9 protein-coding genes, 1 tRNA gene and 1 pseudogene are annotated in these 12,997 nt (G+C 42.6%); 9 read left to right on the top strand and 2 right to left on the bottom strand.

Annotated features, from left to right (window positions below):
• The first annotated feature begins 256 nt into the window (after positions 1-256).
• The 5 genes and pseudogenes from QUA83_RS03855 (at position 257) to QUA83_RS03835 (ending at position 8,854) form a co-directional block, all read left to right on the top strand.
• The gene (locus QUA83_RS03855; RefSeq protein WP_333291644.1) at positions 257-2,971 is read left to right on the top strand and encodes a DNA methyltransferase; all 2,715 of its coding nucleotides are present in this window, start codon (positions 257-259) and stop codon (positions 2,969-2,971) included.
• A gap of 247 nt (positions 2,972-3,218) precedes the next feature.
• Positions 3,219-4,994 carry an ATP-binding protein gene (locus QUA83_RS03850; RefSeq protein WP_333291643.1) on the top strand — a complete coding sequence of 592 codons (1,776 nt, stop codon included), beginning with the start codon at positions 3,219-3,221 and terminating at the stop codon, positions 4,992-4,994.
• Between the two features lie 61 nt (positions 4,995-5,055).
• Positions 5,056-5,607: pseudogene (locus tag QUA83_RS03845) on the top strand (7-cyano-7-deazaguanine synthase).
• A 134-nt stretch (positions 5,608-5,741) separates the two neighbouring features.
• The gene (locus QUA83_RS03840; RefSeq protein WP_333291641.1) at positions 5,742-6,632 is read left to right on the top strand and encodes a phosphate/phosphite/phosphonate ABC transporter substrate-binding protein; all 891 of its coding nucleotides are present in this window, start codon (positions 5,742-5,744) and stop codon (positions 6,630-6,632) included.
• Positions 6,633-6,946: 314 nt separating this feature from the next.
• A complete protein-coding gene (locus tag QUA83_RS03835; RefSeq protein ID WP_333291639.1) occupies positions 6,947-8,854 on the top strand; it encodes an ATP-binding protein in 1,908 nt (635 codons plus the stop codon).
• A gap of 279 nt (positions 8,855-9,133) precedes the next feature.
• On the opposite strand, the gene QUA83_RS03830 is transcribed toward QUA83_RS03835, so the two are convergent.
• Positions 9,134-9,218, bottom strand: a tRNA-Leu gene (locus QUA83_RS03830).
• Positions 9,219-9,415: 197 nt separating this feature from the next.
• Here QUA83_RS03830 and ndhL point away from each other — a divergent pair.
• The 4 genes from ndhL (at position 9,416) to QUA83_RS03810 (ending at position 12,018) form a co-directional block, all read left to right on the top strand.
• Complete coding sequence (gene ndhL / locus QUA83_RS03825; protein WP_193972727.1) at positions 9,416-9,631, top strand: NAD(P)H-quinone oxidoreductase subunit L; 216 nt, start codon at positions 9,416-9,418, stop codon at positions 9,629-9,631.
• Positions 9,632-9,937: a DUF3007 family protein gene (locus QUA83_RS03820; RefSeq protein WP_333083757.1), complete on the top strand. Its 306-nt coding sequence runs from the start codon at positions 9,632-9,634 to the stop codon at positions 9,935-9,937.
• Between the two features lie 135 nt (positions 9,938-10,072).
• A complete protein-coding gene (gene trpA / locus QUA83_RS03815) occupies positions 10,073-10,870 on the top strand; it encodes a tryptophan synthase subunit alpha (protein WP_333291637.1) in 798 nt (265 codons plus the stop codon).
• 512 nt (positions 10,871-11,382) lie between these two features.
• Entirely contained in the window at positions 11,383-12,018 is a 636-nt protein-coding gene (locus QUA83_RS03810; protein WP_333291635.1) for a DUF6658 family protein, read from the top strand.
• 459 nt (positions 12,019-12,477) lie between these two features.
• On the opposite strand, the gene QUA83_RS03805 is transcribed toward QUA83_RS03810, so the two are convergent.
• Positions 12,478-12,997 (bottom strand): ISAzo13-like element transposase-related protein (locus QUA83_RS03805; RefSeq protein ID WP_445301758.1); only part of this gene is annotated, 520 nt, incomplete at its 5' end.

Genomic DNA, 12,997 nt, shown 5'->3' with positions numbered 1-12,997 from the left:
AATATAGTATTACTACCCGCTACCCAACATTCCGCCAGGGAATGAATTCCCTGGCTCACAGCTCAAGTCCTCTGAAAGAGGACTAAATAAATAATATCAAATTTTTTGAAAAAAAATAACATATTCATTTCAGTCCTCTTCAGAGGACTTTAGCTATTAGACAGGGAATTCATTCCCTGGCGGTCTATGACAAAAGATAACAATAATACAAGATAGCAGATTATACTAATTAATATGCGTTTTAAATTATCCTCCCATGCCAGCAACCCCTGAAAGCCTCCAAAAATTCGTTACCTACTGCCAACAACACATTACAGGCGATGAAAAAGGACAAGCACAGGTATTTTTAGACCGCTTCTTTCGGGCTTTCGGCCACGAGGGGGCATTAGAAGCAGGCGCAACCTATGAGGAACGCATAGAGAAAAGTAGCAAAAAAGGTCAAATGGGATTTGCCGATTTGGTATGGAAAAAGCACGTTTTGATTGAAATGAAAAAGCGCGGTGAAGACTTGACCAAAAGAGAACACCGCACCCAAACAGAACGCTATTATATTCGCCTCAAAAAAGACGATCGCCCGCGCTACGTGATGATGTGCAATTTTGACGAATTTCACATTTACGATTTCGACCTTCAGCCGGATCAGCCTGTAGACATTATATCCCTAAAGCAATTGCCCGCGCGATCGCCCGCTTTTGCCTTCATGGAATCTACCAGCCGCCGCCCCATATTCAAAAACAACCAAGTCGAGATTACCGAAAAAGCTGCTAGCAGAATGGGGATGCTGCTGGAAATGCTAATCGAACGCGGCAAAGAGCGGAAATTTGCTAAATTTAATCAGTTTCAGGCACAGCGATTTGTGTTGCAGTGCGTCTTAGCAATGTTTGCCGAAGATAGGGGACTTTTGCCGCCGGCACTCTTTACTCGCTGCGTTAAAGATTGCCTAGAAGGAGCAAGTTCTTACGATGTCTTGGGCGGCTTATTTCAAGCAATGAATCAGCAGGGAGTCACGCCCGCCGGACGTTATGAAGGAGTCGAGTATTTCAACGGCGGATTATTTTCGGAAATACACCCCATTGAACTCCAACAGGGAGAGTTGAAAATATTAGAAGTTTGTGCCGAACAAAATTGGAGTCAGGTACGCCCTTCTATTTTTGGCAATATCTTTGAATCCGCTTTGAAAACAGATAAAAAACAGCGCCGTGCCTACGGGATTCACTTTACTACTGAGGGAGACATTCGCCGCATTGTTCTGCCCACAATTAGCTATTACTGGGAAGAGCGAATTAACGCTGCAAATACCGTAGCCAAACTGCAAAGTCTGCATCAAGAATTAGGTCGCTATCGCGTCCTCGATCCGGCTTGCGGTTCGGGTAATTTTCTGTATGTAGCTTATCAGGAACTCAAGCAAGTTGAAAAGTTACTTTTAGATAAGCTAAACGAGTTCGACGGTACAAGAGGTTATATGAATTTAGTCACGCCGCAGCAATTTTACGGCATGGATATTAACTCGTTTGCGGTGGAGTTGGCGCGGGTGACGTTAATGATTGGCCGCAAGGTGGCGATCGATAATTTGGGATTGAAAGAACCTTCTCTGCCTTTAGATACTTTGGATAAAAATATTGTCTGTAAGGATGCTTTATTTACTGATTGGGTGAAGGCTGACGCTATTATCGGCAATCCTCCGTTTTTAGGCGGAAAGCACATGAGGATTGCCCTGGGAGATGAATATATTGACCGCGTGTTTAAACGCTTTCCTGATGTGAAAGATTCAGTTGATTTTTGTGCTTATTGGTTTCGCATAGCTCACAATAATTTAGAACTAAATGGCAGGGCTGGTTTAGTTGCTACTAATTCAATCAGTCAAGGTAAAAGTCGTGCTGCTGCTTTAGATTATGTGGCGCAAAATGGCGGTCACATTTATGCAGCCGTTTCTACTCAGCCTTGGTCGGGGGAAGCTAAGGTTCATGTTAGTTTGATTAACTGGAGCAAGGAAAAGCCGAAACTTTATTATTTAGATAACCTCGCAGTTTCTAGTATCAACTCTTCGCTGCAAGCTACGATTGATGTTTCTCAAGCTGCTAGGTTGTCAGCGAATTTAAATAAATGCTTTCAAGGTGTAATACCGGTGGGCATGGGATTTATTGTTACTCAACAACAGGTTGATGATTGGATTAAATCAGATACTAAAAATCAAGAGGTTCTTAAACTTTTTTCAATGGGTGCAAATCTAGCAAAGAATCCTAACGGTATGCCGGAACGCTGGATTATTGACTTCAATGATACGAACATTGAAGAAGGGAGTGAATATGTGCTGCCTTTTGAGTATGTGAAAGCTCATGTCAAGCCTGAACGAGATAATAATCGAGATGCACGATCCCGAATTTATTGGTGGAAATTTTTACGATCGCGTTCAGAAATGAGAAATGCGATCGCCCTTTTATCTCACTACTTCACTGTACCGAGAGTCTCAAAGTGGGCTGTCTTCATTCCCGCTCCCGTTAGTTGGCTGCCGGGAGACAAATCAGTAGTTGTTGCCTCAGAAGACTTTTATATTCTCGGCATTCTCTCATCTAAAATTCACCGAATTTGGATGCACGCTCAAAAATCAACTCTCAAAGGAGATATCGCATACACCCACAATACCTGCTTTGAAACTTTCCCATTTCCCCAGACACCGACTCGTCAATCAGTAGAGCAAATTCGGGCAACGGCGGTCGAATTGCATCAATACCGCACTCAACAAATGTCAGCAAAGCAGTGGGGAATTACTCAACTTTACAATAAATTTTTTGAAGAGCCAACAAGTCAACTTTATAAACTTCATGCTAAGCTCGATCGCGAATGTAATGCAGCTTACGGATTTACTGACACCGACGATATTTTAACAAAAGTGCTGGAATTAAACCTAGAACTGGCAGAAAAAGAAAAACGGGGAGAACCGGTAGTTGGGCCTTGTGTCCCAACAGACTAAAAATACTAATCGCTGTCACCCTAAGTTTTGTAGATTTGCGTATAATCACATAGATTGTTGATAGAGATCACAAACACTCTAGTCTAAAAAGAGAGATACTAGGGGAAGCGTTGAGTATTGAGGGGTGAGTTTTGAGCTAAAAATTTCAAAATTCATTAAACACTCAAAACGGCTTTCGACCTTCAGAATAAGTGCATTCTGCTTTTCTTCGCTCAATTACTCCTGATTAGTTTGGGAGGAACTTCCCATGTTATTATTTACCCACAGTCAGTCCAAGAATAGCAAAGTAGAGCAAAAGCACTATGCTCAAAAACATTTGTTACAAACTTCAACTATTAATCTAACTGGGCTAAAGGCAGAATGCAAGCATTTGCGGATCAGCCAAAAAATTAGCTATGGCTATGCTTTAGCTATCGGCATAGCCATTTTGGGAACTGGTGCGGGACTGAGATTGGGAGACTACTTTCGCAAGCAAGCTTTAGTTCAGGTGAATGTTGCCCAACAGCAGCAGCAACTGTTGCAAAATTTGCAAAATACCGTATTTGAAGCCCGATCGCGCGCGGCGAGATTGCCAGTCGTTTTGGGAAACACTGTGGCGCTGAAATACGAACAAGATCGGTTTTTCGGGCAAATCAATCAGGCAAAAATCCTGATTTCAGAAATTGAATCTTTTGCACGAGAAAATCCCGATAGACTAGCAACAGAAGAGGCAGCATTGCAGGCTCTCTTGAAGAAATCTGCCCTCGTGATTGATTACTACGGTAAGCTAATTAAATTGCAGTTAAAAGATGCGGAAGTTGGGAATTTGTCACCCAACAGCATCGAGTCCGCACAGCTACAAATGTTGAGGACTAGCAGCGGCCAAGAGGCGATCGTACTCGATCACCTTGCTCAACGTTTAACCGAGCTAATTTCTACAGTAGAAATTCACAAACAGCAAGGAATCCAAGCATTAGAAGAAGCTGGAAGTTTGCGAAACCGAATTATTCTCGGAAGTATGCTAATTTCAGCACTCATCGCTGTCGCACTGGCGGACAAAACCAGCCGCGCGATCGCCCAACCCCTCGAAACCGTCACTAATGTGGCTCAGCAAGTTGCTCGCGAATCGAATTTCAACCTGCAAGTACCAGTCACAACCGACGATGAAATCGGAGTTTTAGCGGCCTCTTTCAATCTATTGATTCAGCGAGTTAGCGAGTATACAAAAGAACTCAAAGAAACTCAATCCCAATTAATTCAAACCGAAAAAATGTCATCTCTCGGTCAAATGGTTGCAGGGATAGCCCACGAAATTAACAATCCCGTCAACTTCATCGGCGGCAACATTGACTATGCCAACCAATACATCGAAGATTTGGCAGGTTTGGTAACTCTCTATCAAGAATATTATCCCAACCCACCCGATGCTATTCTAGAGCGCATCGAAGACATTGAACTCGAATTTCTTAGAGAAGATTTACCAAAAACCCTATCTTCGATGAAAATGGGAGCCGATCGCATTCGCGAAATTGTCGTATCCATGCGGAATTTTTCGCGATCGGACGACGGAAAAATGAAATCAGCCGACATTCACGAAGGAATTGATAGCACCCTCGTCATTCTCAATCATCGGCTCAAACAAGGTATCCAAGTTATTAAACAATACGGCAACTTGCCTGCGGTTGAGTGCTATCCCGCGCAACTGAATCAAGTATTTATGAATATTATTTGCAATGCAATAGATGCGCTGGAGGAGGTGAAAAAGGAAGACAAAGGCTATTCGCCAACGATTTGGGTTAGCACGGAAATTACAGCCGACAATACTGTCACCGTCAAGATTCGGGATAACGGGCCGGGAATTGCCTCCGCCAGTGCCCAACAGATATTTGACCCATTTTTTACTACAAAGTCGATCGGCAAAGGTACGGGATTAGGATTGGCTATTTCTGATCAAATCCTTGCCAAGCATCAAGGCAAAATTGAGGTAAATTCTCAAATAGGACAGGGCACGGAATTTGTGATTACTTTGCCAGTTACTGCGTAATATCACGCGGGGAGACTTCCTTTTTGTTTGGACGTGCAAAAATTAGACAATCAAAGTCCTCTTGAGGCGTGTTGGTGATACGGGATTGTACCCCATCAGAGATCCGTTGAAGCGATCGCTCCCTTCAAAGCGGTTGCAGGATAGCCAGACGCTTAAGCGCGATCGCACCCTTGATCGAATGTCCGAAAGCCTCCCCATCACCTACGTTATCGATCGCAATACAATTTTTCTAAGTTTTGGCATCGCTGGGGCCGAAACTCTCAACGCCGATCGCGTTTACATTAGCGTCAACACTTTAGATTATTCCGGCTATCGAGACTGTCGCCCCCATTATATTCAACCCATTCAAGAAGTATTTCGGATAGGGGCACAATAGGGGAAAGAACGTGATGCACTCTCTATCTTAATACCTCTGATTGAGCTAAAAAAGACAGAAATCATTAAATTAGGCAATAATGGGGGAGTGCCTTGCGAAAACACTTGGTTTTGTTACGGCGGCGGTAAAGTTGCTGGCGGCGTTTGCGATTCCTGTGAGTTAAGTCTGGCAGCGTTTAATGAGTTAAATTTACAAGATCCACTGCCTTATGATCCCAACCATAAAACCCATCGATAAAAATTTTATTAATAATTTTGCCACAACAGTTCACTGAAGCTTAACCAACGGATAATCTATGTTAATGAAAGCTTATTCCAAATAGCTTATAATAGTTATGCAATTTTCAATACCCACTAAAACTCATAAAAATCATGAATCGGCGGCATTTTGTTGGGTTATCGCTATTGTTTGTAGCAAGTTGTTCTACAACAGTCAGTCAATCTAATCGAACTTCTTCCAGTTTGGCCGTAAGTGAACCAGAAACGCTTGAATTTGCTGTAACTGATGTTCAGGGGGCAGAAGATTTGCAGCAAAATTATCAAACCTTTCGGACTGTTCTTGGGGAAGTTTTGGATAAAAAAATTGAATTGTTCCCAGTAGATAACTATATAGCAGCAGCCGTAGCTCTCCAGTCGGGTCAGCTAAAATTAGCTCTAACAGGGCCATCTGAATATGTGATTATGCGGGCCCGGACAAATGCTGTTCCCATCATTGCCATCACCCGCCCCGACTATCACTCAATTATTCTTGTTCGTGCCAATAGCGAAATTAAGTCAGCAGCACAATTGAAAGGTAAAACAATAGCTATGTGGAAAATAGGTGCAACTGGTGGTCATCTAGGGGCGATTAAAATTCTCCTGGATGCTGGCTTAAATCCCCAATCCGACTTCAAAATCTCAATGTTGGGAAGAAAGGGTTTGCAGGCTCTTAAAAAAGACCAAGTTGATGCCTTAGCAATTGGTGTGAATAGATACAAAGATTTACTCAAAACAGACGGTTTATCAACCAATGATTTTCGGATTATTGCCACAGGGCAAACCTTACCTAGTGATTTGTTTGTTGCTAGTAGCAACCTGCCTAGTACTCTTGTTGAAAAAATTCGCGATCGCCTGGTAGAAAATCAAGATAAGCTAATTGAAGCAATTTTAGTGGGGAAAGCTAATGATAAGTATCAAGGAGCTAAACTGGTGGCAGCAAACGACAGTGATTATAATATGATTCGTGAAGTTTATAAAGCCATTGGTCAGGGTAATGTCTTTTAAGCTTAAATTTTATCTAATACCCAATTTGTAGTAGGGCGTTAGCCCTTAATCCATAAACTATAGCAATCCTAAATGATTATACTCGTTACCAGGCTCTTCCTGGTAACGCATATCCGGAGGAAGAGCCTCCATAGTCTGGGCCGAGGCAGAGCCTCGCTTACATCGGTTCCCAGGCAGAGCTTGGAAGTTAACCAGTTATTGAAACTGATGCGAGGATTGCTATATAGGGAAGATTTGGTACTACGAATAAGAAAGTTTATTTACGTGCATTTACTAATTGATAAAGTTGTTAAAATTTAGCTCAGGTTGCCAGTATGCAAAAGTTTGAACAGGGAGATAATGGGGCTGTGAGGTTCAAAAACCTTATCCTAAATAGACGAAAAAATAATGCCGCTGTCACTGAAGGATCTCGCGACATCAAAAATCCTCTCAAAAAAACTCCCTTGACTGCAATTAACCGCTTCATTTCTCGCTTAAGCATTGCCCAAAAAATTAATTATGGCTATTCCCTAGCAATTGGAATAGCCGTACTAGGAACCACAGGGGGAATGATCTGTGGAGACTATTACCAAAAGCAAGCTTTCCAAGCTTTAACCTTCGCCGACGAGCAACAACATTTGCTCAGGGATTTAGAATATTCCGTGCAGGCAGTGCAGTCACATCCCAAACGGCTAATCTCTGTCTTGGGAAATTCAATCTGGTTTGAATATGAAACTGCTAAGTTCTTGAAAGATGTTGATGTAGTAAAAACAAATATTGCAGAATTAGCTTTATTTACGGAAGAACATTCCACAGAATTAGCAGTAAATTCTGCTGAATTAAAGGAATTGTTAAACGGTTACACAACTGCGACAGATTCGTATTCTCAATTGCTCAAATCTTTTTGGCAACAAATAGCTCCCTCCTCACTAAAACCAGAAGAAGTTAAAGAGGCACAGCAGCAAGTATTGGATTTAATCAGAGGAGATAGAGCAGTTAAGCTCGATGTTAAATTTGAGCGGCTGTCAGAGAGTTTGAGCTTGATGAGAGAAGTAGCTAAGGCACAGCAGAGACAAGCCTACGTTAATTTTAATATAGCTGAGAAATTGCGAGTGCAAATCATCGTAGTGAGTATGCTAGTGTCAGTTGTGATCGCTACTTTTCTCGCCATCTGTACCAGCCGCGCGATCGCCATTCCTATTCAAGCTGTAACCAGCGTTGCTAAAACTATTACTCAACAAGCAAATTTTGATTTGCAAGCACCTGTCACCACAGAAGATGAAGTAGGAACCTTAGCAAAATCCATCAATCAATTAGTTCAATGGGTAGCAGAATACACCGATGAATTAGAGCTGGCTCGCCAAACTTTGGAAGAGCGAGTACAAGAAAGAACAGAAGAACTTACAGCAGCGCTTCACCAACTTAAACACACCCAAACCCAGTTAATTCAAACGGAAAAAATGTCCAGTTTAGGGCAGATGGTAGCAGGCGTCGCCCATGAAATAAACAACCCTATTAACTTTATTCACGGCAACCTAGAATACGCCAACGAGTATATTATAGACTTGCTGAATTTACTTCGTCTCTATCAGCAGGAATACCCGCAACCCACAGAGGCGATCGCAGAAGAAATCGCAGAAATAGAACTAGACTTTATCACAGAAGATTTACTAAAACTGCTTGAATCTATGAAAATAGGTTCAGAACGCATCCGGCAAATAGTTTTGTCTTTGCGAAACTTCTCTCGCTTAGATGAATCTCAAATGAAATTAGTTGATATCCATGAAGGCATTGACAATACACTATTGATTTTGAACAGTCGGCTCAAGCAGGGAATTGAAGTTGTCAAAAACTATGGAGAGTTGCCAGAAGTAGAGTGTTATCCAGCGCAGCTAAATCAAGTATTTATGAATATTATAGCCAATGCGATAGATGCACTAGAAGAGTCATCCCAGGACTCTAAAAAAGGGAAAAATCCTCAGATTTTAATTCAGACGCAAAAGTTGGATAGTAGCCAAATTCTGGTGCGAATTTGCGATAACGGCCCTGGCATTCCATCCGCCATCCACAGTAAGCTCTTTGACCCATTTTTTACAACTAAAGAACCAGGAAAAGGCACTGGTATCGGACTAGCAATTTGCTACCAGATTGTGGAAAAACATCGGGGGAAAATAGAGGTAATTTCATCTTTGGGAGGGGGAGCAGAGTTTGCGATCGCACTCCCCGCCTCATCTCAAACTTGAAGCTAGATATTGTCTATTATGAGGACATTAATGTGTTAACGACAGCACATAATTTGTTATTAGACTATTTAAACTCAGCTCCGACGGTCGCCCAATTTCCCAAACCAGCCGATTTGCTCAACCAGTTGACAGCCAGACGTAAAAAGTCGGGGCGAACTGGGCAGATATAGAGGCGCTTTTGGACATAGCAGAAAACCATGAGCGCAAAAATTGAGCGGCAAACAGAACTCTTGGTGACAAGAAATCTGAAACCGTTGAATCACAAATGATGGAAATGGATGGGGGCGGAGGGACTTGAACCCACACGACCGTTTCGGGTCAACGGATTTTAAGTCCGTAGCGTCTACCATTCCGCCACGCCCCCCTTTGGTCTAACTGCTGTGGTTTTGAGCCACTAACAGCAACAGCCTTTTATTCTACAGGCAAAACCCCAATTTACGCAACCCCTAATCAAAAAATTCCCAAAAGTCGCGCTGGATCTCCGCAAGCGGTACAATAGTTAACCAGCTAACGCAGCGTGCCAACTGACTTACCGTGTTATTATTCCCATAAAGCAAATCTATGTATATTACCTTACTGCTTTACGCCGTCTTGGCAGGAGCCTACCTCCTGGTAGTACCCGCGGCCACCTACGCTTACCTGAACAGCCGCTGGTACGTCGCTACCTCTTTTGAGCGCGGCTTCATGTACTTCTTGATGTTCTTCTTCTTCCCAGGTATGTTTCTCCTAGCTCCATTTTTGAATTTTCGGCCCAAACGGCGGCAGATAGAAGCCTAAATGCGACGTATTGACGTAATTGGAATCAGTGTCGGCTTTTTTGTAGCAGGTGGGTTTGTCTACTTGCTACTCCAATTTGCCGGACTCGACAGCATGAATGCAGGGATTTGGAGTCAGTTATTTTTGGTCGCCGGCTTGATTGGCTGGCTGGTGACTTATTTATTTCGAGCGCTGACTCAAAATATGACCTACAGCCAGCAATTGCAAGACTACAAAGAAGCTGTCTTGCAGAAGCAGCTAGATGAACTCACTCCTGAAGAATTAGCCAAACTTCAAGCCGAAATTGAGCAGGAAAAAGATAATTAGTTATTAGTTATTAGTTATTAGTTATTAGTTATTAGTTATTGGCTATGATAACCAACAAATAACAAATAACAAATAACAAATAACAACTGACCAATGCCCAATGCCCAATGCCCAATGCCCAATGCCCAATAACTAATGACTATTTCTAATTGTTTTGAAACGTTACGCAAGAACCACCAATGTGCATTGATTCCTTTTATTACTGCTGGCGACCCAGACTTGGAGACAACGGCTAAAGCACTGCAAATTTTGGATGACAACGGTGCAGACGCGATCGAGCTTGGCGTTCCCTATTCTGACCCGCTAGCTGACGGGCCGGTAATTCAAGCCGCTGCTACAAGGGCTCTACAACGGGGAACGCGGTTAGATGCGGTGCTGGAAATGGTAGCGAAAGTTAGCCCGAATTTGCGATCGCCCATCATTCTCTTCACATACTACAACCCGATTTTGTACCGAGGTATAGAAACCTTTTTGCAGCAAATCAAAAGTGCTGGAGTTCAGGGATTGGTTGTACCAGACTTGCCCTTAGAAGAAGCAGATAGTCTCATCCAACCTGCCAACAAATTAGGGATTGAACTAACATTATTAGTTGCTCCCACCAGTCCCAAAAGTCGTATAGAAGCGATCGCTCGTCAGTCTCAAGGATTTATTTACTTAGTCAGTGTGACAGGGGTTACGGGAGTACGCGAAGGCTTAGAAACGAGAGCAAAAGAATTGCTGCAAGAACTTCGCACCGTCACCGACAAACCCATCGGCGTCGGGTTTGGTATATCGAAACCCGAACACGCTCGCCAAGTGAAAGAATGGGGTGCAGATGCTGCGATTGTTGGTAGTGCTTTTGTCAAACGCTTGGCCGAAGGAACTCCAGAACAGGGTTTAGAGGCGATCGGCGAATTCTGCAAAAGTCTAAAAACAGCGATTCAAAATGCTTAGTAAGTGTGCACATACTTTCAGCCATTAGACAGATGTGTGCGATCGGGATAGGCCACGACAATTGCGATTAAAGACCTTGTTGTACTTGAGATCATACATCCACTGCCTTCTGGTTCCTGACCGGAAGGTTTTTTTTGAACTTAAAAGGCAAAACATCTCAACCTAGTGCGCGCACAGAGAACCAAACAGCCACGTAGGGAAACGGCAATGCCGTGTCCGGCACGGCGTGCTGCGACTTTTAATAATGGGTAAAAGATTGAGGATTGTCCATTCCTTCTTCCTGATTGGTGATTTCTATCCGCTCGCCAAGCCGAAGATCCTTCTTATTTCTTCCTTCTTCCTTTTTCCTTCTTCCTTCTACTATAACTTGAGGAATGTAACTTGGGATAGATGAATATCTACGGTTTCTATTCGTATACTTACGAAAGTGTTTAAGTGCCTAATTTGGTAATAGTAGCCATCTACAAAGCCACAAGGCATTTGAGCATCTCAAAATAGAAAGGAGCATTTTTATGAACAGACTAACTGCATTTGTGAAAAAAATTCGAGCTGTACAAATCTTAACAGTGTTTCTGGCTGGCATTTTAGTATTTGTGAGTACGGCCTGCAGCAGCGCCCCTGATATTATGGCAGGAAAAACTGATGTGATGACAGGAAAAGGAAAAACTGCCGACCAAATTAGAGAAGAAGTGCCGACCGGGGCTGTAACTTCCGAATACAAAGGCGGCATGAACGACTACCCCGATGTCGATCCCAGAAACAAAAAGATGACAACAACAGAAGCAAAAGCTCAGCTTCTCAAAGATCAAGCGCAGCAACGCATTGAGACGAAATCTAGCAACAATGTAGGCGAAAATGTACGGCGGGTAGCGGATGACGCGCCTGAAAAACTCGACCAAATTGGCCAAAAGGTCAAGGACGATGCTCGCACCGCCCAGCGCAAAGCTGATGACTTTGGCGACAAAACCAAACAAGGCTTTTCTAATCTTAAAGAAAACACTCGCGAAGGCTTGAAGGGAGCAAAAGATATTGTTAAAGAAGCCACCCAGGGAGCAAAAGAAAGAGTATCAGAGGGTACTGAGTCTCTGAGATATAATACCAGCGGCGGCCAAGAAAATATCAATGATGCAGCACGAGATGCAAGATAGAATGCTCAAGATGCCTCAGACAATGTTTGCTAGAAAGTGAATCTAGATATTGACTGAACTCAACGAGCGACCGAAACAGCGACAGACGACTAATCTCAAATAACGCTGTTTCCTTTTTTTTCTGGAATCTACATTCCGACAGGGGTTTTAACCCCTGTCGGAATTTAGGTAAAGTCAATCGATTTTAGATTTTAGATTTTAGATTAAAGAATAGAAGCATTGACCCCACGGAGAAATTCGGGGGCTTGTATGCTGGATGCTTTGGGTGAATCGATTTTAGATTTTAGATTTTAGATTAAAGAATAGAAGCATTGACCCCACAGATAAATTTGGGGGGCAAGTTTCATCGGATACAGGTTTTTTATTTCTGGGTCCTGAGTCTGCTTTCGGAATGAATCCGGGGGCTTGTATCCTTGATGCTTTCGGTAAGAGAAAGCCACAAAAAAAATGATCCGATAACTAGGCGGATTTAGCAAAAATTTCAACAAACCATTTTTTGAGATTGGGAAGACGATGAATCTGCTTTTCCACTTCCGCCATAGCTTTCTGGGTCAGTTTAACTCCTGTGAAATATTTTTTTTCTACCAGAGTAACACTTGGACTTTTACCCTTAAACGTGAGAGTTTTGGCAAAATTTAAAACCGCATCAATTGAGTCAAGTAAACTTCCATTCCAATGTTGTTCAAGCCAAGCAAAACAGCGTTCTACAGGGTTATATTTACTATGATAAGGAGGATAGTAAGCGAGTTGTAGATTCAGTTGTGCTGAGTGAGAAAAGTCAACGATGCGCTTCATAAATTGAGTGCGGCGAGAATGATTTTCCGGTCCATTATCCTGATTAATTACCAGGGTTTGAATGTGAGAAAATCGAGATTTGACGCTTTGCCACCAAATCTCTAGTAAATCAACAATACAATCAGCCGTCAATTTAGAATGAATAAAAAACAAAAATAACTCGTTGTATTCCGGGAGAAAAATT

Source organism: Microcoleus sp. K1-B1, assembly GCF_036704705.1.
In the GTDB taxonomy this organism is placed as follows: domain Bacteria; phylum Cyanobacteriota; class Cyanobacteriia; order Cyanobacteriales; family Microcoleaceae; genus Microcoleus.
This window is presented reverse-complemented; position numbering and strand designations above follow the sequence as displayed.